We start from the raw sequence: 21,331 nt of genomic DNA on the forward strand, positions 1-21,331 counted from the left end.
TCAACCCTTCGCGTCGTGCAAGATGCCGGCAAGCGTCCGCTCGACCAGCTCGATCTTGAATGCATTGTCCCTGGTCGGCGCGGCGCCGGCGAGGAGGTGCCGGGCCACTGCCTCCGCCCCTTGCGGGAGCGCGGCATCCGCGGCGTCCGTGCGCCAGGGCTTGGGCGCAATCCCGCCCACCGCAACGCGGCCTGTGCCATCCGGCTGGAGGATCGCCGCCACCGATACGAGCGCAAAGGCATAGGAGGCCCGGTCGCGCACCTTGTGATAGACATGCTGGCCGCCAACCGGCTTGGGCAGCAGCACGGCCGTGATCAGTTCGCCAGGCGCCAGCGCGGTTTCCACATGCGGTGTGTCGCCGGGCAATTTATGGAAGTCGGCAATGTCGATCGACCGGACATTGCCCTGTGCATCGACCGTCTCCACGCGCGCATCCAGCAGCCGCATCGCAACCGCCATGTCGCTGGGGTTCGTCGCGATACATGCAGCGCTGCCGCCAATCACCGCCAACTGGCGGGAGGCGCCCTCAATAGCCGCGCAGCCAGTCCCGGGCTGACGTTTGTTGCAGGGTTGGTTGGTATCGTAGAAATAGGGACAGCGGGTCCGCTGCAGCAGATTGCCGCCGGTGGTCGCCTTGTTGCGCAGCTGCCCGGACGCGCCGGCCAGAATGGCCCGGCTCAGGACCGCATAATCGCTGCGCACGCGCCGATCCGCCGCAAGCGCTGTATTGGTGACGAGCGCGCCGATCCGCAGGCCGCCATCGGGCTCTTGCGTGATCTGATCAAGCTTCAGATCCTGGACATCGACCAGATGGGTCGGCGTTTCGATCTGCAGCTTCATGAGGTCCAGCAGGTTCGTGCCGCCGGCAATGAAGCGGGCGCCCTGCTGGCTCAAGACGCCCGTCGCGGCCTGAGCGGGCGAGCTCGCGCGCTCATAAGTGAACGGTCTCATGCCTTGGCCTCCGCGACTTCGGTAATCGCCTCGGCAATGTTGGAATAGGCGCCGCAGCGGCAGATATTGCCGCTCATCCGCTCGCGCAGTTCCGCATTGCTGAGTTGCGGTTGGGCCGACAGATCATCGGTGACATGGCTCGGCACACCGGCTGCGATCTCGTCCAGCATGGCCACCGCGGAGCAAATCTGGCCCGGCGTGCAATAGCCGCACTGATAGCCATCATGCTTGACGAAGGCGCGTTGCATCGGGTGGAGCTGCTCCGGCGTGCCCAGCCCTTCGATGGTGGTGACCTTGTCGCCATCATGCATCACCGCGAGCGTCAGGCAGCTGTTGATCCGGACACCGTCGACCAGCACGGTGCAGGCGCCGCACTGGCCATGGTCGCAGCCTTTTTTCGTGCCGGTGAGTTTGAGCTCTTCGCGCAGCGCATCGAGCAAGGTGGTGCGCGTATCGGTTTTGAACCTGCGCGGCTGACCATTTACGCTCAGGGTAACCTCGGCCATCGCCTCGCGAACTTGCGGCAGGGGCTGCCGAGCATCGGCGTTGTTCAGGCTCATGGTCGCCGCCGTGGCCGAGCCGCCAACCAGCACGCCGCGTCGAGAGACGTGCCACTCCTCCGATCGATCCATGGCATCGTCGTCCTTCGCACCTGCTGATTGGATAATCCCATGCTGGCCGAACGCAGCAGCCGCCAATTGGCTTCCAAATTATCGTGGGTGGCGGACAGGCGCGGCACTGCCCGGCCTGTTCAGCCGCTCGGGACAGGTTGGCTTTACAGGCTCCCACTGCCAACGTTGCGGGATGACCAGCGATCCATTCGATCTGAACCGGTTTGTCGACGCCCAGCAGGGACGCTACGCGCAGGCCCTGGCGGAAATCCGCAGCGGTGCAAAACGAACGCACTGGATGTGGTTCATCTTTCCGCAGATTGCGGGCCTGGGGACCAGCCCCACGGCGCGGCACTTCGCGATCCGCTCGCGCGCCGAAGCCAAAGCCTATCTGGCGCATCCGGTCCTCGGCCCGCGCTATGAGGAATGCACTATCGCATTACAGGAGCTGGATGGTTCCAGCGCTGAGCAAGTCTTCGGAGCCATCGACGCCATAAAGCTCAGGTCGTCGCTGACACTCTTCAACAGCGCTGAGAGCAGGCCGATCTTCCGTGCGGCGATCGAACGCTGGTTTGGCAGCCCGGACGAACGCACCGTCGAAATTCTGGGGCAGATGGGTTCATCAGCCTGAAAGAGGGCGGTTGATGAAGCGGAGGCTCATATCGCCCGGCGAACGTATCGTAAACCTTCCTATAAAAATTCGCCCCATCGCCGATTTCAACCCACGCTTGTCACAGCCGAACCTCCCGTGTATTGAATGGCAATCGATTGCAAAATTGCTTTCGGGCCTACGAGTTCGGGCCGCCCGAACCCTCTGCCCGGCCATCCTGCACACCTGGCCGGGCAGAGTTGGGCGACCCATGCGGATAAAGTCCCCAGCCGCCGGATGAGGGATTGACTTGCAATCGATGGACAATAGCCTGTCGCACATAAATGTGGCGGGCGAGGGGAGTGGCTGATGGATCTGGATGGCGATCATGAACTTGCGGCCATAAGCCGGGATCCGCATTATCAGGCTCTCGTCCAGGCCCGTGGCCGTCTCGGCTGGATTCTGAGCGGCGTGATGATGGCGATCTTCTTCGGCTTCATCCTGCTGGTGGCGTTCGGGCGCACCATTCTTGGCCAGCCATTGCCGGGCATGACGACGACCATTGGCGTGCCTTTGGGCATGGCGGTGATCCTCTCGGGCATCGCGCTGACCGGCCTGTATGTCTGGATTGCCAACCGCCGGTTCGATGCCGAGCTGGATGCGCTGCGCGCGGAGCATCGCCTGTGAGCGGTTCGCGCTGGGCGGCGCTTGCCCTCATGGTGGCTGTCGGCGCGCTCATGCCCGGGATCGCCCGCGCGGCGACGCCGGGCAATGGCGGTCCCAATATGCCGGCCGTGGTCACCTTCGGCCTGTTCATCATCGTCACTCTGGGCGTTACGGCCTGGGCCGCGCGACGGACGCGCACGACGAGCGACTTCTATACGGCTGGCGGCGGCATCAGCGGTCGGCAGAACGGTCTGGCCATCGCCGGCGACTATATGTCCGCCGCCTCGTTCCTCGGCATCTCCGCGCAGATTTATGCCGATGGCTATGATGGGCTGATCTACTCCACAGGTTTTCTGGTCGGCTGGCCGATCATCCTGTTCCTGCTCGCCGAGCGGTTGCGCAATCTCGGGCGCTACACCTTTGTCGATGCGGTCGCGTTCCGCTTCGCACAGACGCCGGTGCGCATTTCCTCCGCCTTCAGTTCGCTGACCGTGGTGCTGTTCTATCTGATTGCGCAGATGGTCGGCGCGGGGCAGCTCATCCAGCTGCTGTTCGGCATTCCCTATCCCTATGCCGTCGGGATCATCGGCCTCGCGATCACCGCTTATGTGCTGTTTGGCGGGATGATTGCGACGACCTGGGTGCAGATCATCAAGGCGGTCATGCTGCTCGGTTGCGCCACCTTCATGTCGCTCGCCGTGCTGTATCGGGTCGGCTTCTCGCTGGACACGCTGTTCGAGCAGGCCGTCGCCGCCAAGCAGGCGATTGCGCTGGCCGCAGGCGCCAGCGCCGATGCAGCGGCGGCGAGCGCGCGGGGCATTCTCGCACCCGGCGGCTTCATCAAGGACCCGCTGTCTGCGATTTCGCTCGGCATGGCGCTAATGTTCGGCACCGCCGGCCTGCCGCATATCCTCATGCGCTTCTTCACCGTGCGCGATGCCCGCACGGCACGCGCCTCCGTGCTGTGGGCGACGGGGTGGATCGGCTATTTCTATGTGCTCACCTTCATCATCGGCTTTGGCGCGATCGTGTTCGTCGGCAGCAACCCCGTCTATCTCGATGCGCTGACCGGCGGCCTGCGCGGTGGCAGCAATATGGCGGCGGTGCACTTGGCCGACGCGGTCGGTGGCGAAGTATTCATGGGCTTCGTTTCGGCGGTCGCCTTTGCCACCATATTGGCAGTGGTGGCCGGGCTTACCCTTTCCGGCGCCTCGACCATCGCGCATGATCTCTACGCCTCGGTCATCCGCAAGGGCAATGTCGATCAGGCGACCGAACTGCGCCTGTCGCGGATCACCGTGCTGGTACTGGCCCTGATCGCGGTCGGGCTGGGGATCGCGTTCGAGAAGCAGAATGTCGCGTTCATGGTGAGCCTGGCCTTCGCCGTGGCTGCTTCGGGCAACTTCCCCGCCCTCTTGCTCTCTATCCTGTGGAAGGATTGCACGACGCGCGGCGTTGCCTGGGGCTCGGCCATCGGCACGCTGACCGCGCTGGCGCTGACCATCCTCTCGCCTGTGATCTGGGTCGGCCAGCTTGGCGCCGCGCACCCCATCTTCCCGCTCGCCTCGCCCACATTGGTGTCGATGCCGCTGGCCTTCTTCACCATCTGGCTGATCTCGACGCTCGACCGCAGCGCGCGGGCGCAGGTGGACCGGGCTGGCTACACCGCCCAGCGCATCCGGTCGGAGACCGGCATCGGTGCTGCGGGCGCCAGCGATCATTGATCTGACTCATGCGACAGGAGACGCATTCATGAAGTTTCTGAACCGATCCTCGGCCTGGCTGGTGGCGGCGCTGCTCGCCACGACTGGCCCGGCCCACATGGCCAGCGCCCAGCCGCTGCCCGATCCCGCCGCCGTCATGGCGGCCCCGCTGAGCGCGGAGGATGCCGCCAAGCTCGCGCCCATCGCGCCGGAACTGCACGGCGCCGCCCGCATGGCGCTCTATTATTCGACCCTGATGGGGCCGATGAACGAGGAAAGCGTGCGCGCCTCGCGCACGTCGGGCCGCATGGGGCCGCCCCCGCCGCCGCATCACCGCGACGTTCCGGTCGTCGAGCAGATGATCCCCGGCGTGGCCGGCGCGCCGCAGGTCAAGCTGTACGTCATCAATGCGCAGGAAGGCGCCTGGCGCGGCGGCATCCTGCACACGCATGGCGGCGGCTACATCCTCGGCACGGCCGCCACGGACGTGCGTCGCCTGCAGGAGATGGCCAAGGAACTGAACGTGGTCATCGTCTCCGTCGAATATCGCCTCGCGCCGGAAACGACCTATGCCGGGTCCATCGAAGACAATTATGCCGGCCTGCGCTGGATGCATGACAATGCCGCCAAGCTTGGTCTCGATCCCAAGCGGATCGCCGTGATGGGCGAGAGTGCCGGTGGTGGCCATGCGGCGCTGCTGGCGCTGACTGCGCGCGACCGCGGCGAAATCCCGGTTGCTTTCCAGGTGCTCATCTACCCGATGCTGGATGACCGCACCGGCGGCGTGGTGAAGGTGCCTTCGCACATCGCCACAGTCGGCTGGGACGCGCAGCAGAACCAGCTCGGCTGGAAGGCGTTCCTCGGCCAGCAGCCGGGCACGAACAAGGTGCCGGCCACCGCCGTGCCGGCGCGCGCTGCTTCGCTCAAGGGTCTGCCGCCCGCGTTCATCGCTGTCGGCGGTGTCGATCTCTTCGTGAGCGAAGACATCGACTATGCCCGTCGCCTGACCGAGGCCGGCGTACCGACCGAGCTGCTCGTCGTGCCCTCCGCCTATCACGGCTTCGACGCGATGGCGCCGGACTCGCCGCAGGCCAAGCAATTCAACAAAGCCCGCATCGAAGCCCTGCGCCGCGCTCTGGCGACGCCAGAGAAATAAGCCGTAGCTTGATCCACGGCGTCTTCCGGCCCTCACCGGTCGGAGAGCACAGACGGGGGCGACCGCAAGGTCGCCCCCTTTTCCTTACCGTCGACCGGGCGTGGGTCGTCAGCCTTTCATCGCGCCGAGCTCGGACTCGTCCCAACCGGTTCGCATGGCCGAGACGGTGTCGAACCGCATGGTCTGCGCGCCATGGCCCGCCACGGCGTCCCATTGCGCCAGCCTGCCATGATTGGGATTGCCCGTCCGCGCGAAAGCAATCCACGCGTCGGCCATTTCGGCCTCCAGTTTAAGGGCGGCGGCATCGCCACCGGTCATGCTGGCACATCGTTCGGCATTGGCGAAGACATAGGGGATTTCCGCGCAGTGGAATGCGCGCGGACGCCCGTCCAGCACGGGCGTGCTCCGATCAAAGCTGTAAAGCCATGCCGGGGCGCGACGCAGCGCGGCCTTCCCGCTCGCCTGATCGATGGCGGTCTGGCGGATCGGTGCGGTGGCGATGCGTGACCAGATGTCGCAGGGCAGGGCCTCCGGCGTCGTCCGGCGGAACGCGGCCACCACCGCCGCGCCGCGCCCTCCCGTGTAGCGATCAGCCCGGTTCAGCAGCTCCGCCTCGCTCATCGTGAAAAAGTCGGGCTGGTTGATCCCGGTGGTGAACTCGTTGAGGGTCGTGCCGACGATCAGCGGCACATCGGCCGACAGCGCAAGGGACTGCGGTGCGTCGGGATTGGCGGGCAGCACCGCGCCATCCACTACCGGGGTAAAGCCGTAGCGGCCGCGGGTCCGAGCCTCCATAGAGCCGCCTTCGGGCAGTGGCGGATTCTCCCGGCGGAAGATGGCCGAGCTCGCCGCCAGCAAGCGATCATAGGGTAGGGAGTGCAAGGCACGCAGATCGGTTTTGCCGATGCCCAACTCCGCCAGCATGAGTTCCCCCAGCTTACGGGCCTGAGCGTGGGGCGTGGCCTTGGCGAAGGAGCCGCTCTGAACAATCGCGCGGTGAAACAGGCCGCGCGCGGCGGGCGTGGCCATCAGCGTCGAAACCTTGGCGCCGCCGCCGGACTGGCCAAAGATCGTGACCCGACCGGGATCGCCGCCAAAGGCCTCGATATTGCGCTTCACCCATTGCAGCGCCGCGACGATATCCAGCATGCCGACATTGCCGGACTGCGCATAGGCCGGGTCCACGGAGGAGAGGTCGAGAAAACCGAGCAGGTTGAGACGGTGATTGAGCGTGACGACCACCACATCGCCCCGCTGGGCGAGATTATAGCCCTCGAAGGCGGGGATGTCGTGCCCGGAGCCGGCGACAAATCCGCCGCCGTGGAGCCAGACCATCACCGGGCGTCGGGCATTGTCCGTGCCGGGCGTCCAGATATTGATGCGCAGACAATCCTCGCCGTCGAAGCTGTCATTCCACTGGAAAATGAAGGCCTCTTCGTCATTCTGGCGGCCTGTGCCCTTGTCCTGCGGGCAGATCGGCCCATAAGCGAGGCTGCTGCGCACGCCGGTCCACGGCTTGGCTGGCTTGGGCGGGAGGAAGCGATTGGCGCCGCCGGTCGTGTCGGCATAGGGGATACCGCGAAACATGGTGATCCCGCCCCGCATGAAGCCGCGCACCCGGCCGCTGGCGGTCTCGACATCCGCCATGCCTGCGCCGGCAAAAATGGGACCGCGCCCGCCGACGGCTCCGGGACTCGCCTGCGCCGATCGCGCCGCGCTGGCTAAGGCACCGGTGGCGACAAGCCCTTGCAGAAGCGCCCGACGACTTGCGCCCTTTCCACGCGAACCTGTCATGTTCCTCTCCTTGCCCTAATGGGGTCGCAATCGATTACAGGTTTAGGCCCTTCGCGCGCGGAAGCAAGCCGGGTAAGGCCCACAATAGGGCTGTGCCGCGCTACCCGCTTGATCGTTGCGCAGGATCAGCCCTGCTACGGCGCCAGCCGGAGAGGCGGCGGAGCAGGCCGCGGTTGCTCAGGGCTTCGAACATGTCGTCCGGTCCTTCCGGGTCGAGGATCTGGTTGTCCGCCAGCCAAGCTTCGACGCCTGTGAGATCGGGAATCTCATAGGGCACCAGCGTGCGCCGGCGGCTCTTCGCATTTTTCCGGCCCTTGAAGCGGAGCGCCTCGATCGTCTCGATCAGCGATCCGCTGGCGGCTAGCTTTTTCTCGACCTGTGCGATGCTGGCATCGAGATGCTCGGCCAGCAGATCGTTGCGAACCTCCGCGATGGCGGTGCTGCATCCAGAATTGCTCGGCCGGGAGCAGTCCACGGCCACGTCGCATTCCGTGTCGAGCCGCAGGGAGCGCGCATTCATGTTTGATGAGCCAACGCGCAGGATCATATCATCCACGATCATCACCTTGGCGTGGACGTAGATCGGCTCCTGATCGCGCGTGACCGGATGGTAGAGCCGGAAGCGGCCATGCTTGTCCCGCCGCCGCAGCGCGGCCACCAGTCGGGCGCGCGCGGTATCCATCGCCAGCGGTTCGAGCCAGCCCTGCGCGGCTTCGGGATTGACGATCACGATCTCCGGCCCGTCCGGCTCGTCCAGTCGCCGGGCCATGGCTTCGGCGATGCGGCGGGAGGCGAAATACTGGCTTTCGGCATAGATCCACCGCTTCGCGCGCCCGATCTGCTCGATATAGAGCTGCTCGATCTCGGTTACCTCGCGCTGATCCGGCATTTTGGGTGCCGTGCGGGCGATGAGAACCTCCACATCCTCGAATTGCACGGGCAGCGCTTCCGGCCAGACGTCGTGCTTGCTGCGGATGCCGGCAATGGTCTGCCCGGTCGCCCGCTTCCAGCGGTCGCGCGAATGCTCGCCCAGCGCAGCCGCCGCCGGCCCCTGCAGCGCGGTCGTCGCATCGTGCCAGGGCATGTAGGCCGGCCCTTTGCCGGGGCGATGCCGCTCGGGTTCCTCGTCACGATGGGCGCGCGTGTCCCACCGGTCGCCGGTCATGTCGATCCCGCCGCAAAAGGCGAAGCAATCGTCGATCACGACGATCTTCTGATGATGCGACCCGCCGGTGGGGTGATGAGCGTCCAGCTTCACATGGATGCGCGGATGGATGGCCCATTTGGCCACGGTGAAGATGGTCTTGCCGCGGAACAGCGAGCCAATGGCGCCGAGGTCCCAGCGTAGCAGATAGACTTCGAGCTCGGGATTGGTCTCGACCAGCCAGTAGATGAGATCGCCGATGGTAGTCGGTTCCGGTCCATCGGGTTGCCCCTCTTCCCGGTGCGCGAGTTCGATCCGCGCGTCGAAGTCCCAGCCGACCAGCATGATGCGCTTGCGGGCGCGGATCATGGCTTGCCGCGCGAACCGGAAATAATCCTCCGCATCGACGATCACGCAGGCTTTCGCGGCCTTGGCAGCCCGCCAATAATTGCCCTTCATGCCGACGCGCTCCCCGCGACCCCCGCCTCGACGTGTCCGCGAGGGTGGGGCTGTAGGCGGCCTGCTTCGATCATGCTTTCCCCGTTTCAATCGCCATCGGAACCCTGAGGCGTAACGGCTATCATTACGGTTGCAACGCAAAAGGGTGCCCGGAGCCTTGCCACTTTTCGCGCGGAACTGTGCGCGATGGCTCGCGGGGGGGCCGGAGTCTGTCCGTCGCGCCGGCGACTCGGTTCGTCCCCGCAACGTTGCTGCTGGAACCGCACGCCTAGCCAACGCGAGCCCAGTTTCCGGAGTTTTCAAGATGATGACCGTTCGCACCGTCCTGATATCCTGCACAGCGCTTGCGCTGGCGGGTCTTGCTGTCCCCGCGCAGGCAGAAGGGCTGGGGGCGGAGGGCAATTATGCCCGCGCCAATGGGCGCTGGGGTGCTGAACTGGGCGCTGGTTATGCGGTGGACTTTGCAGGCTTCAGCCTCACGCCGGGCGCCGGGGTTTATCTGCGCGATGGCGGTACGGCTGCCTATGGCCGGGTAGAAGCGGCTTATCAGATCCCTATGTCCCTGCGCATCGGCATCGGCGCGCGGATCAGCGGCGAGGAGCCGCGCGTCTATGGCACCGTCGCCATGCCCCTGCTGCCCCGCGTTGCCGTGAAGGGCAATGTCGGGGACCGTTATGTGTCCGTGGGGCTGACGGTCGGCTACTGAGCGTCGACGATGGCGGTTGGCTGACAGCCGAAAGTCGCGCAGAGAGGCGACATGCCGACCATCTTCAGCCATGCCGCCATATCCCTATTCACCGGCGGTGCGCTGGGCCGGCGCCGGATTGCGCCAGCCCTTGCGATCATCGGGGGTGCGCTCGCTGCCCTGCCGGACCTCGATGTGATCGGCTTTCCCCTCGGCATCGGCTATGCCAGCAAATGGGGGCATCGAGGCTTTACCCATTCGCTGGCGTTTGCATTCGGCGTGGTCGGCCTGATCGCGCTGGTCTGGCCGCGCGCGCGACGTCCAGCGGCCTTTGCCTTTCTGTTCGCCTGCGCAGTGTCCCATCCTCTGCTCGATATGCTGACCGACGGCGGGCAGGGCGTGATGCTGTTATGGCCGTTCGACCATCAGCGGCTGTTCCTCGACTGGCAGCCGATCCGCGTCTCCCCGATCGGCGCGGGCTTCTTCTCGGCACGTGGGCTGGAGACGGCCTACTCCGAACTGCTGCTGATCTGGCTGCCCGGACTGGCGATGATGACCGCCGCGTGGCTTTGGCGCCGCTGGCGCCGCCTCAAAGCAAAGTCGTCCCACAATCGCGCATAAAGAAAGGCCCGCGCCGATGGCTCGGGCGGGCCTGTTTCTTTGAGCGCGGGGGGCTAGGCCCCGCGCTGCCTCAGAAGCGCTGTTGGCGCTCGTAAAGCGACTTGTAATGCTGGATCCGTGTGACCCGCAGCCCCGGCATGCCGGACCGGTCCACCGCGCGCTGCCAACTGGCGAATTCCTCGAGCGTCAGATCGTAACGCGCACAGGCTTCGTCCACTGTCAGCAGGCCGCCATTGACGGCCGCCACGACTTCCGCCTTGCGCCGAACGACCCAACGCGTGGTCGATGGCGGCGGCAGCGAGTCAAGCGTCAGCGGCTCACCGAGAGGGCCGACGACTTGAGCAGGGCGAATCTTCTGGTTCTCGATCATTCTTTCCTCATTCACCGACGGGGATCGGTCTGACACGGTCTTCTTGCTCATGATGTTGACCCCAAAGCTTTTCACTCCGGCTAACCGCCAGAGTGAACGGCGCCTTCACCATTGGTCCCCACCGCCATGAATGCCGCCACGGATGCATTGAACGATCCCGCCGCGCGTCGCAGCGTTGCGGGGCTCGGTGTGTTCGATGCAAAGATCAGGCTCAGCCGTGACGGCTCATCCGCAAGCACGACCGGAAGATCGGCTTCACGAATGGCCCGGGCCGTCGGTGTCGTATCCTGGCGCGCGGCGTGAACCGTGAGCAGCAGGCGCAGATCCGGGATCCGGGGGCTGCGTCCGCTTGCCAGGGCGACAGGCAGGGCCTGATCATCGAGGTTGGCACTTATGTCCATGGCCACCCTGCTAGCAGCCAAAAGATAAGCGCTCGTAAAGGCCGTGGTGACAGGTTGTTAGGTGAGATTACCGGTGCATAGACCGCGACGGACGGTCTTTACTCGCTGGTCACCGGTTGCGGGTGCTGGTCGCTGCGCCCCAATGCGCTTATATGGTGCCAATGGACGGACTTTTTCAGCTTCCAACGCCTCTGCAGGGCAAGCGCATCGTCGTTGCCATGTCCGGCGGCGTGGATTCCAGCGTGGTTGCGGCGCTGGCCGCACGGTCGGGCGCGGAAACGATCGGCGTCACGCTGCAGCTTTACGATCATGGCGCCGCCGTGGGGCGGACGGGAAGCTGCTGCGCCGGGCAGGATATTCGCGATGCGCGGGCGGTCGCAGACAAGCTCGGCATCGCGCATTATGTCTTCGATTATGAAAGCCGCTTCCGCGAAAGCGTGATGGACCGCTTCGCCGATGAGTATCTGGCCGGCCGCACGCCGATTCCGTGTGTCCGCTGCAATATGGGCGTCAAGTTCACCGACCTGTTCGCGCTGGCCCGCGATCTGGGTGCCGATTGCCTGGCGACCGGCCATTATGTCCGGCGCGTTGAAGGCCCGGCCGGGGCTGAGTTGCATCGCGCTGTCGATCCCGCGCGGGACCAGAGCTATTTTCTGTTCGCCACGACGCAGGACCAGCTCGATTATCTGCGCTTTCCCCTCGGCGGCATGGAAAAGCCGGTCGTCCGGCAGATCGCGGCCGAACTGGGGCTTGGGGTTGCGCTCAAACCGGACAGTCAGGACATCTGCTTCGTGCCGGATGGCGACTATGCCGGCGTGGTGCGAAAAATGCGGCCCGAAGCCGATGATGCGGGGGAGATCGTCCATATCGATGGCCGTGTGCTGGGGCCGCATAAGGGCCTGATCCATTATACGGTCGGCCAGCGGCGCGGGCTGGAGATCGGCGGCCTCGCAGAGCCGCTCTATGTTGTGCGCTTGGATGCAGCGCAGCGCCGGGTGATCGTCGGGCCGAAGGCGGCACTGGCCGTGCGCGCCGCGCGCCTCGACGAGATCAACTGGCTCGGCGGGACGTTCTATGGAAGCTTGAGCGCTAAGGTGCGGTCGATGGCCCGTCCCGTTCCTGCCCGGTTGGATGGCGACCGTCTGATCTTCGAGAGCGAAGAATTTGGCGTGGCGCCGGGTCAGGCGGCAGTGCTCTACGATGGCGACCGGGTGCTCGGCGGCGGCTGGATCGCGGAAACGGAAGGCGCGGAGATGGCCATCGCATAAGGGCCGCGAGCCCTACCGTGAAACAAAACGTCAACTCCCATGGCTTAGAGGTGAGTGGCGGCTTGCGGAGTGCGTCCATGGCAATTTTGAAGAGGATCAAGGGTCGGGCGAATCGGATCGCAAGGAACCTTTCGGGTCGGTTGGTGGATGTTTTCCACGATCGGGCGATCGATCCCAAAATCGCCCGCTTTCGGGCTTCCGAGCACTTCCAGTCCATGCCGAGCCTGCGGGTTCTCGTGGTCGGCGTTCAATCGAACCGCTCGCCGCAATCGCTCGGCGAAATCTATGGCCGGATGCAGAGCGAGCGCCACCGCATCACCTTTGACAGCAAGGGCGTCGATAATCTCGGCAAGCTGGACAACACCAACGTCCTCCTCGCGCGGCATGATCTCAACGCGTTCGACTGGGTGGTGATGACCGATGACGATATCGAACTGCCCGACCAGTTCATGGACACCTTCCTTGCGCTCGCCGAATATGCCGAGCTGAAGATCTGCGGTCCCGCGCAGCGCGGCTATTCTTATTGGAGCCGCGAGATCATGCGCCGTCGCAAGGGCGCGTTGGTGCGCGAGACGAACTTTGCGGAGGTCGGCCCGCTGGTCGCCTTCCGCCGCGAGGTGTTCGACATCGTCTTTCCCTTCCCCTCGCTGAAATACGGTTGGGGCGTCAACACCGTCTGGCCGGTGCTTGCGGAGAAGGAAGGCTGGAAGACCGGGGTCGTCGACGGCACGGCGCTCCGGCACACCAAACCCATCGGCGCGACCTATGATTTCCGCGAGGCGGCGCGCGAAGCGGAAGAGTATATGAACCGCTTCGGCATCGTCACCGGCGTGCATGTGCTGCATACCTACCGGACATTTTACGAGGCGGGCTGACGATCCTGTGCGCTTTGCCGTGAATAAAACGTCAACTCCCATGTCGTAGGGCGAGTGACGGTTTGCGGGAGTGCGTTCATGGCAATTTTGAAAAGGATCAAGGGTCGGGCGAGTCGAACCGCGAGGAATCTCTCAGGCCGGGTGGTGGACGTTTTCCACGATCGCGCCATCGATCCCAAAATTGCCCGCTTTCGGGCTTCCCAGCACTTCCAGTCCATGCCGAGCTTGCGGGTTCTCGTGGTTGGCGTTCAATCGAACCGCTCGCCGCAATCGCTGGGCGAAATCTATGCTCGGATGCAGAGCCAGCGACACCGCATCACCTTTGCCAGCAAGGGCGTCGATAATCTCGGCAAGCTGGACAACACCAACGTCCTCCTGGCGCGGCATGACCTTAGCGAATTCGACTGGGTGGTAATGACCGACGACGATGTCGAACTGCCCGACCAGTTCATGGACACTTTCCTTGCGCTCGCCGAATATGCCGAGCTGAAGATCTGCGGCCCCGCGCAGCGCGCCTACTCTTATTGGGGGTGGGACATCATGCGGCGGCGCAAGGGCGTGTTGGTGCGTGAGACGAACTTTACGGAGGTCGGCCCTTTGGTCGCCTTTCGCCGCGAAGTGTTCGACATCGTCTTTCCCTTCCCCTCGCTGAAATATGGCTGGGGGTTGGACCCGGTGTGGCCGGTGCTCGCGGAGAAAGAAAGCTGGAAGACGGGCGTCGTCGACGGAACGGCGCTCCGACACACCAAGCCCATCGGCGCGACCTATGATTTCCGCGAGGCGGCGCGCGAGGCGGAAGAGTATATGAACCGCTTCGGCATCGTTACCGGCGTGCATGAGCTGCATACCTACCGGACATTTTGCGAGGCCGACTGACGATCTAGCGGGCCCGTCCCTCGCCGGCTAGTTAATCACCGGGATGAGGTCGTCCTCATTGGAGGCGGGCGTGTCGGCCACTTCACCGATTCGCAGCATGGCGAAGATGATGCAGCTCAGCACCGTCATCGCGATCAGGATGACCATCAGCCAGGCAAGGCCGCTCGCGCCATAGATCCACGCATAAAGGCTGGCGCCCAGCGCGACCGGCAGGTTGGACAGCGAATTATAGATCGTGAACTGGGTGGCGCCGACCCGCTTGTCGGACAGGCGCATCCGCAGCGGGTTGGAGCTGATCGACGTCAGAATGTCCGTCGCCTCGCGCCCGATGGAGAGCAGCACGAAGACGGTGCCGATCATCGCGACCTCCGGCGAGACCAGGAAGACCAGCGACATGACCGCATAGCCGGCATAGGTGATGACCGTGGCGCGGCGCGGGCCGATCTTCCCGACGAGGAGGGAGCCGACGCCCATGCAGGAGATGGACACCAGCAGGCCGACCGTGGCGACCATCCCCGAATAGCTGCTGGTGCTGAAATTCGCCTGTGTCGTCGCGAAGACCGGCCAGAAGGCGGTGAACGCCCCGCCCACCGCGCGGCCGAGCACGCTGGCGGCGAGCAGCACCAGACTGTCGCGCTTGATCATCGAGCGGAAGGTGATGGCGAGGATGCGCAGCCAAGGCAGGCCGTGGGCGCTCAGCGCTTCGGCCGAGGCCCGGCCTTTTGTCCAAGGCAGCAGCTTCTCGCCCGGCCGCTCGCGCAGCACAAGAGCGAGCAGCAGGAAGCCGGCATTGAAGGGAAGGAAGGCGGCAAAGGCGATCGCCGCGCTATAATGCTGGAGCAGATAGCCCCCCATCGCGCCACCAATGGCCATGCCCAGCGCCTGCCCGCCGAACATGAAGGCGCTGGCCGTTCCCTGCTCTTCATCCGGGAGGATATCGACCGCGAGGCCATCGACCGCCACGTCCTGAATGGCGCCGCCGGAGAAGATCAGCACGCCGAGCACGGTGATGAGGCCGAGATCCTGCGGCTCCGGCGCAGCAATCGCGGCGACGGTGAGGCCGATCAGAATGACGGCCTGCGACCCGATCAGCCAGGCGCGCCGCCGCCCCATCGGCAGATAGGCATAACGATCCATGAGCGCCGCACCGATGAACTTGAAGCTCCACGGCAGATAGGCGGTCGCCACCAGCGAGGCGATGGCGGCAGGCGGCATCTGGTTGGAGGCAAGCCAGGCTGCCACCGCGGTCAGGAAAAGCCCGAGCGGAAGCCCCTGCGCCACATAGAAGGTCATCATGCTGCCGATGCGCAGCCGCTTGCTCTCGCTCAATATCAGGCTGATGACGCGTCCCCTGCGGCTTGATTGTCCGGCCGCTCAGGATGCTAGAGACTCATCGGCAAAGTGCAATGGCCTGGCTGACGACCCTGCCGGGAGGGCGCGGTCAGCGCGTGGGGCGCGACATGACCTGCGCATTGCCGTCCGGCTGGACCATGATGAGATGAGCATCGCCCTGATCGCACTGGGCGCGCCAGGTGGGCACGCCGCCTTCCGGCTCGAGCCGCTCGACCTTCGTGACGTCGCGGCAGGAAATATCGGCATCGCGAATGGCGCGCAGGAAGACCGCCTGCTGCTGCGTTTCGGAGAGATTTTCGATGGCCGCGACATGGTCGATTGCGTTGGCGGCGTTGTCCATCGCATTGCTGGCCAGCGCGGCATTGTTGGCTGCGCCTGCGCTATTCTGTTGGCTGGCGCCGCCGCCACAGGCAGCGAGCGAGAGCGTGGCCAGGCCGATCAGGAAAACACGCATGGGTCTATCTCCGGGGCGTTCTTGCTGGGGCGGGCATGATAAGCCGGCGCGACCGCGATTGCGACCTTTATCGCCGGCTTATGCCGCGCTCAGCGCGCGAAGAGCGCCTTGAGCCACTTGTCGAGCACCGGCGTGGCGGGATAATCCGGGTCGCCCAGCCGGCGATTGATTTCCATGTGGCCCTGCAGGCCTTTGCCCTCGAACCGGTCGACTTGCACCGTCGTTCCGGCCTTTCGCAGAGCCTCGGCCAGCGCGCGGGCCTGCGCGGTGCCATCCTCGCGGTCGACATGGAAGATGAGGAAGGCCGGCGCATTGGGCGCAGCGGCGTGCAGCGTCGGAGAGAGAGCCCGCTGCCGGGCCGGATCGTTGCCGAAGGCCTCCGTGTAGGTCTTGCCCATGATGCGCGGTCCGGCCTTCATTTGGGCCGGCACGTCATATGCGGCGCCATCCAGCGCCACGATGCCGGCGGCGGCATCTGGTGCCAGACCGGCCTCGCGCAGATAGCGGGGGTCCGTGCCCACCAAAGCGACGAGATGCGCGCCCGCGCTATGCCCCATCAGCACGATCCGCCGGGGGTCGATGTTCAGCTTGTCCGCGTTGGCGATGACATAGGCGAGGGCGCTGGCCACATCCGCCGCCTGCTGCTCGACGGTTGCCTGCGGGACCAACCGGTAGTCGATGGAGGCGAGCGCATAGCCCTGCGCCGTCAGATGCGCGACCTTGCGCTGGCCCGTGGCATTGGTCTTGTTGCCATGCTGCCATCCGCCGCCATGCACGAAGATGACGAGTGGCACCGGCGCGGACGTCTGCCCAACAGAGGGCCAGAAGGCGAGGGTCTGCGCCGGGTCGCGCCCATAGGCCATCTCGCGCCCGTCCACCGTCTTGTCGGCTGCGATATCCTGCTGCATCCGCCCGGCCATGCGCTCGCGAATGCGATCGCGCAGGCTTGCATCGGCGGGCAGGCTGGTGACGCCGACCGTGGCCGCGATTGCGGCGATGAGGGTGACGCCATGTAAATGAGAGCGAATCATGAGCCTGACTTTCGAAAACGCCAGGCCTTTTGATTGGGAACTTTGCCTTACAATGCGATGAACGGATGTTTGTTGCGGGTGAATGGTCCCATCTCCTGACACGCCTGCTTGCCGCACCTGCCTTGACGGAAGGTCCATCGAGCGGCTAACGGGCGCCCCGGACCGGGTGCGATGGCGCGCCCGCTTTGATCCAGTCCGACCACCGAGTCCTGTCGAAGGGTGGTCGCGATCCGCCCGGCAGGCGGAGACGTGTATCCATGGCAAATGTAACCGTGATCGGCGCCCAGTGGGGCGATGAAGGCAAAGGCAAGATTGTCGATTGGCTGGCCAGCCGCGCCGATTGCGTCGTGCGCTTCCAGGGCGGTCACAATGCCGGGCACACGCTCGTCGTCGGCGAGCAGGTCTACAAGATCAGCCTCGTGCCTTCGGGCATCGTCACGGGTACGCTCTCCATCATCGGCAATGGCGTGGTGCTCGATCCCTGGGCGCTCAAGGCCGAGATCGAGAAGCTGCAGGGTCAGGGCGTGCATGTGACGCGCGACAATTTCGCCGTCGCCGACAATTGCCCGCTCATCCTGCCGATCCACCGCGATCTTGACGGCCTGCGCGAGACGGCCGCCGGCAAGGGCAAGATCGGCACCACGGGCCGTGGCATTGGTCCGGCTTATGAGGACAAGGTCGGTCGCCGTGCGATCCGGGTCTGCGATCTCGCTCATCTTGATTCGCTGGAGCCGCAGCTCGATCGGCTGTGCGCCCACCATGACGCGTTGCGCGCCGGCTTTGGCGAGCCGCCCATCGACCGGGCCAAGCTGATCGCCGATCTGCGCGAGATCGCGCCGTTCGTGCTGCAGTTCGCCGAGCCGGTGTGGAAGCGGCTGCGCGATGTGCGCAAGGGCGGCAAGCGCATTCTGTTCGAGGGCGCGCAGGGCGTGCTGCTCGACGTGGACCACGGCACCTACCCGTTCGTCACCAGCTCCAACACGGTGAGCGGTACGGTCGCCTCGGGCTCCGGCATGGGGCCGAGTGCGGCTGGCTTCGTGCTCGGCATCGTGAAGGCCTACACCACCCGCGTCGGCTCCGGGCCGTTCCCCACCGAGCTGGTGGACGAGACCGGCGAGCGCCTCGGCCAGCGCGGCCATGAATTTGGCACCGTCACGGCCCGCAAGCGCCGCTGCGGCTGGTTCGACGCGGTGCTGGTCCGCCAGACCTGCGCGCTTTCGGGCGTCACGGGCATTGCCCTCACCAAGATCGACGTGCTCGACGGGTTCGAGACGATCAAGATCTGCACCGGCTACCGGCTGAATGGCGAAATCATCGATTATCTGCCCGCGCACGCGGCCGATCAGGCCGCCGTCGAGCCGGTGTATGAAGAGATGGACGGCTGGGAAGGCACCACCGTCGGCGCCCGCTCCTGGGCGGACCTGCCGGCGCAGGCCATCAAATATATCCGCCGCATCGAAGAGCTGATCGAATGCCCGGTCGCCAGCGTCTCAACCTCGCCACAGCGTGAGGACACGATCCTGGTGCGCGATCCGTTCGAGGATTGAGGACAGGCGGGGCGCGCGTTGGCGCGCCAGCATGCTTTCGCAAGGAAAAAGGCGGATCGACGCCGGACGGAGCTTCCTGTCCGGCATCGGTCCGCCTTCGCGGTCTTCGGGTCAGAAGAGCAAATAGAGCAGGATGATGATGGGAATCGGGATCCCGATCAGCCACAGCAAGATGCCTTTACCCATGTCATCAGTCTCCTTCTTGTCTCCTTGACCAATGCCTCGCGCGCCAATCCGTTGCCTTGATGGGCGAATGCGGCCCGCAATTGCAGTTTCGCGCGTGAGGGCCTAAAGCGCGCCGGCTATGAGCCGCTCCATCACATTCGCCATTCCCAAGGGACGCATTCTCGAAGAGGCCCTGCCGCTGCTGGCGCACGCGGGCATCGAGCCCGAGGCGGAGTTCCATAAGAAGGAAAGCCGGGCGCTGCGGTTCGCGACCAATGTCGAGGGCCTGTCCATCATCCGCGTGCGCGCATTCGATGTGGCGACCTTCGTCGCGCATGGCGCAGCCCAGGTCGGCATCGTGGGGTCGGACGTGATCGCCGAGTTCGGCTATTCCGAGCTTTATGCGCCGGTCGATCTCGATATCGGCCATTGCCGCCTGTCCATCGCCGAGCCGGCCGATGCCGTGCCCGAGGTGCTGGGGGCTGCCAGCCATGTCCGCGTCGCCACCAAATATCCGCATCTCACCCGCGCTCATTATGAGGCGCTGGGGGTGCAGGCCGAGTGCGTGAAGCTGAATGGCGCGATGGAACTGGCGCCCTCGCTCGGGCTGGCGCGGCGGATCGTCGATCTCGTCTCGTCCGGCGCGACGCTCAAGGCCAATGGCCTCGTTGAAACCGCGAAGATCATGGACATTTCCGCGCGGCTCATCGTCAACCGGGCGGCGATGAAGATGCGCGCTGCCGAGCTGGTGCCAATGGTCGAGCGCTTCCGCGCTGCCGTGGAGGCCAGCCGTGCCGCTTGAGTTGGATGCCCGTGATGCGGGGTTCGCTGCGCAGTTCGAGGCGCTGGTCAACGCCCGGCGCGAGGCGGATGAGGATGTCGCACAGGCTGTGCGCGATATCGTCCGGCGCGTGCGAGGCGAGGGCGACGCAGCGCTGGCCGACCTGACCGCGCGGTTCGACCGCTTCGATCTTAATGCGCAGGGCTGGTCGATCAGCGCCGAACAATGCGCGCAGGCCTATGCGCAGATCGACGCGCCGCTGCGCGATGCGCTCAACCTCGCCGCCGAGCGGATCGCGACCTATCACGCGAAGCAGAAGCCCGAAGATGCCGGCTGGACCGACGAGGCCGGCGTGCGGCTCGGCGCGCGGTGGAACGCCGTGGAAGCGGCGGGCATCTACGTGCCGGGCGGGCTGGCTGCCTATCCCAGCTCGCTGCTGATGAATGCCATTCCGGCCAAGGTCGCCGGGGTCGAGCGCATCGTGATGATGTCGCCCACGCCGGGCGGGCAGCTCAATCCCGCCGTGCTGGCGGCAGCGCATATTGCGGGCGTGAGCGAAATCTGGCGCGTCGGCGGTGCGCAGGCGGTGGCGGCGCTGGCTTATGGCACGGCGCGGATCAAGCCGGTGGACGTCATCGTCGGGCCGGGCAATGCCTGGGTCGCAGAAGCCAAGAGGCAGGTTTACGGCGTGGTCGGCATCGACATGGTAGCAGGGCCGAGCGAGATCGTGGTCGTCGCGGACGGCAAGAACGATCCCGAATGGATCGCCGCTGATTTGCTCAGCCAGTCCGAGCATGATGAGACCAGCCAGTCGATCCTGTTCACTGACGATGCGGCCTTTGCCAAGGCCGTGGCTGCATCGGTCGAGGGCTGGCTCAATCGGCTCGAGACCGGCGCCCGCGCACGGGTGAGCTGGACCAACAATGGCGCGATCATCCTGGTGCCGGACCTGGAGGCCGCGCTGCCGCTGGTCGACCGGCTGGCGCCCGAGCATCTCGAACTGGCCGTGGACGATCCGCAGCCGCTGTTCGACAAGGTGCGCCACGCCGGATCGGTGTTCATGGGCCGGATGACGCCCGAGGCGATCGGCGATTATGTCGCGGGGCCGAACCATGTGCTGCCGACCGGGCGGCGCGCGCGCTTCTCCTCCGGCCTCTCCGTGCTGGACTTCATGAAGCGCACCAGCTTCCTGCAACTCGATGCGCGCGCCATCGGCGCCATCGGCCCGGCAGCGCTGGCGTTGGCCCAGGCGGAGGGGCTGCCGGCCCATGCGGCCAGCGTGGCGGTGCGGCTGAAATAGACAGACCCGATGCAGGGGCGCGCGGAACGGGATGGTGAAATCCCGTATCCATCGCGCGCCCGAACCGATATGAAGGACGCAATGAAGCCAACGAAATCAAAGTCCCGCTCTGCGGCGCGGCTCGCGGCCGTGCAGGCGCTCTACCAGCAGGAGATGGAAAGCACGCCGCTGCCGCTGCTGCTCCATGAGTTCCATCAGCACCGCCTCGGCGCGACCATTGAGGACGTGACCTATCACCCCGCCGAACAGGCTTTCTTCGATGATGTGGTGAAGGGCGTGGACGCGCGCCGCGACGAGATCGACCAGCATATCATCGACCGGCTGGCCAAGGGCTGGTCGATGGAGCGCCTCGACAAGCCGATGCGGCAGATCCTGCGCGCCGGCACCTATGAGCTGCTGGCCCGCGCCGACGTGCCCACGGCGAGCGTCATCAGCGAATATGTCGATGTCGCTCACGCCTTCTACGACAAGCGCGAGGCCGGCTTCGTCAACGGCCTGCTCGACGGCATCGCCAAGAGCGTGCGCAGCTAA

22 protein-coding genes are annotated in these 21,331 nt (G+C 65.3%); 13 read left to right on the forward strand and 9 right to left on the reverse strand.

All coding sequences use genetic code 11. The features are described from left to right. Positions 1–951, reverse strand: a complete 951-nt coding sequence (locus tag M2337_RS04740; protein ID WP_264571878.1) for an FAD binding domain-containing protein — start codon at positions 949–951, stop codon at positions 1–3. Next, complete coding sequence (gene paoA / locus M2337_RS04745; protein WP_264571879.1) at positions 948–1,583, reverse strand: aldehyde dehydrogenase iron-sulfur subunit PaoA; 636 nt, start codon at positions 1,581–1,583, stop codon at positions 948–950. The genes M2337_RS04740 and paoA overlap by 4 nt, the downstream gene beginning before the upstream one ends. Positions 1,584–1,755: 172 nt before the next feature. On the opposite strand from paoA, the gene M2337_RS04750 reads away from it, so the two are divergent. The 4 genes from M2337_RS04750 to M2337_RS04765 all read left to right on the forward strand — a co-directional run bounded on the left by M2337_RS04750 (position 1,756) and on the right by M2337_RS04765 (position 5,676). Next, entirely contained in the window at positions 1,756–2,193 is a 438-nt protein-coding gene (locus tag M2337_RS04750) for a DUF1810 domain-containing protein (protein ID WP_264571880.1), read from the forward strand. A 327-nt stretch (positions 2,194–2,520) separates the two neighbouring features. After that, on the forward strand, positions 2,521–2,838 hold the full coding sequence (locus tag M2337_RS04755; protein ID WP_181558521.1) for a DUF485 domain-containing protein: 318 nt from the start codon (positions 2,521–2,523) through the stop codon (positions 2,836–2,838). Between the two features lie 29 nt (positions 2,839–2,867). Next, positions 2,868–4,541 carry a cation acetate symporter gene (locus M2337_RS04760; protein ID WP_413716243.1) on the forward strand — a complete coding sequence of 558 codons (1,674 nt, stop codon included), beginning with the start codon at positions 2,868–2,870 and terminating at the stop codon, positions 4,539–4,541. Positions 4,542–4,569: 28 nt separating this feature from the next. Continuing rightward, positions 4,570–5,676 carry an alpha/beta hydrolase gene (locus M2337_RS04765; RefSeq protein WP_264571882.1) on the forward strand — a complete coding sequence of 369 codons (1,107 nt, stop codon included), beginning with the start codon at positions 4,570–4,572 and terminating at the stop codon, positions 5,674–5,676. 108 nt (positions 5,677–5,784) lie between these two features. Here M2337_RS04765 and M2337_RS04770 read toward each other — a convergent pair whose 3' ends face one another. Beyond that, positions 5,785–7,470 (reverse strand): carboxylesterase/lipase family protein, encoded by a 1,686-nt coding sequence (locus M2337_RS04770; protein WP_264571883.1) that lies wholly within the window; start codon positions 7,468–7,470, stop codon positions 5,785–5,787. 100 nt (positions 7,471–7,570) lie between these two features. Further along, a complete protein-coding gene (locus M2337_RS04775; RefSeq protein ID WP_264571884.1) occupies positions 7,571–9,073 on the reverse strand; it encodes a phospholipase D-like domain-containing protein in 1,503 nt (500 codons plus the stop codon). A 307-nt stretch (positions 9,074–9,380) separates the two neighbouring features. Here M2337_RS04775 and M2337_RS04780 point away from each other — a divergent pair, with 307 nt between their 5' ends. Together M2337_RS04780 and M2337_RS04785 are read left to right on the forward strand one after the other, a co-directional pair. Beyond that, a complete protein-coding gene (locus M2337_RS04780; protein ID WP_264572354.1) occupies positions 9,381–9,779 on the forward strand; it encodes a hypothetical protein in 399 nt (132 codons plus the stop codon). Between the two features lie 51 nt (positions 9,780–9,830). After that, positions 9,831–10,379 carry a metal-dependent hydrolase gene (locus tag M2337_RS04785; protein WP_264571885.1) on the forward strand — a complete coding sequence of 183 codons (549 nt, stop codon included), beginning with the start codon at positions 9,831–9,833 and terminating at the stop codon, positions 10,377–10,379. Between the two features lie 70 nt (positions 10,380–10,449). On the opposite strand, the gene M2337_RS04790 is transcribed toward M2337_RS04785, so the two are convergent. Both M2337_RS04790 and M2337_RS04795 read right to left on the reverse strand, forming a co-directional pair. Then, positions 10,450–10,749 (reverse strand): DUF1153 domain-containing protein, encoded by a 300-nt coding sequence (locus tag M2337_RS04790; protein ID WP_181561284.1) that lies wholly within the window; start codon positions 10,747–10,749, stop codon positions 10,450–10,452. 80 nt (positions 10,750–10,829) lie between these two features. After that, entirely contained in the window at positions 10,830–11,150 is a 321-nt protein-coding gene (locus M2337_RS04795; protein WP_181558526.1) for a hypothetical protein, read from the reverse strand. 161 nt (positions 11,151–11,311) lie between these two features. On the opposite strand from M2337_RS04795, the gene mnmA reads away from it, so the two are divergent. The 3 genes from mnmA to M2337_RS04810 all read left to right on the forward strand — a co-directional run bounded on the left by mnmA (position 11,312) and on the right by M2337_RS04810 (position 14,169). After that, positions 11,312–12,418 (forward strand): tRNA 2-thiouridine(34) synthase MnmA, encoded by a 1,107-nt coding sequence (mnmA, locus tag M2337_RS04800; protein WP_264571886.1) that lies wholly within the window; start codon positions 11,312–11,314, stop codon positions 12,416–12,418. 140 nt (positions 12,419–12,558) lie between these two features. Further along, the gene (locus M2337_RS04805) at positions 12,559–13,293 is read left to right on the forward strand and encodes a hypothetical protein (protein ID WP_264588587.1); all 735 of its coding nucleotides are present in this window, start codon (positions 12,559–12,561) and stop codon (positions 13,291–13,293) included. A gap of 144 nt (positions 13,294–13,437) precedes the next feature. Beyond that, positions 13,438–14,169: a hypothetical protein gene (locus M2337_RS04810; protein WP_264571888.1), complete on the forward strand. Its 732-nt coding sequence runs from the start codon at positions 13,438–13,440 to the stop codon at positions 14,167–14,169. A 27-nt stretch (positions 14,170–14,196) separates the two neighbouring features. Here the strand turns inward: M2337_RS04810 and M2337_RS04815 are convergent, their stop codons facing one another. The 3 genes from M2337_RS04815 to M2337_RS04825 form a co-directional block, all read right to left on the reverse strand. After that, on the reverse strand, positions 14,197–15,498 hold the full coding sequence (locus tag M2337_RS04815; protein ID WP_264571889.1) for an MFS transporter: 1,302 nt from the start codon (positions 15,496–15,498) through the stop codon (positions 14,197–14,199). Between the two features lie 112 nt (positions 15,499–15,610). Further along, the gene (locus tag M2337_RS04820; protein ID WP_264571890.1) at positions 15,611–15,976 is read right to left on the reverse strand and encodes a hypothetical protein; all 366 of its coding nucleotides are present in this window, start codon (positions 15,974–15,976) and stop codon (positions 15,611–15,613) included. An 89-nt stretch (positions 15,977–16,065) separates the two neighbouring features. Beyond that, positions 16,066–17,007 (reverse strand): alpha/beta hydrolase, encoded by a 942-nt coding sequence (locus M2337_RS04825; protein ID WP_413716227.1) that lies wholly within the window; start codon positions 17,005–17,007, stop codon positions 16,066–16,068. A gap of 257 nt (positions 17,008–17,264) precedes the next feature. Here M2337_RS04825 and M2337_RS04830 point away from each other — a divergent pair, with 257 nt between their 5' ends. The 4 genes from M2337_RS04830 to nusB all read left to right on the forward strand — a co-directional run bounded on the left by M2337_RS04830 (position 17,265) and on the right by nusB (position 21,331). Next, complete coding sequence (locus tag M2337_RS04830; protein ID WP_181558533.1) at positions 17,265–18,554, forward strand: adenylosuccinate synthase; 1,290 nt, start codon at positions 17,265–17,267, stop codon at positions 18,552–18,554. 304 nt (positions 18,555–18,858) lie between these two features. Further along, entirely contained in the window at positions 18,859–19,521 is a 663-nt protein-coding gene (gene hisG / locus M2337_RS04835) for an ATP phosphoribosyltransferase (RefSeq protein WP_181558534.1), read from the forward strand. Next, on the forward strand, positions 19,511–20,800 hold the full coding sequence (hisD, locus tag M2337_RS04840) for a histidinol dehydrogenase (protein ID WP_264571891.1): 1,290 nt from the start codon (positions 19,511–19,513) through the stop codon (positions 20,798–20,800). Before hisG ends, hisD begins: the two co-directional genes overlap by 11 nt. Positions 20,801–20,881: 81 nt before the next feature. Next, positions 20,882–21,331, forward strand: a complete 450-nt coding sequence (nusB, locus tag M2337_RS04845; RefSeq protein ID WP_264571892.1) for a transcription antitermination factor NusB — start codon at positions 20,882–20,884, stop codon at positions 21,329–21,331.

The organism is Sphingobium sp. B2D3A, from assembly GCF_025961795.1.
In the GTDB taxonomy this organism is placed as follows: domain Bacteria; phylum Pseudomonadota; class Alphaproteobacteria; order Sphingomonadales; family Sphingomonadaceae; genus Sphingobium.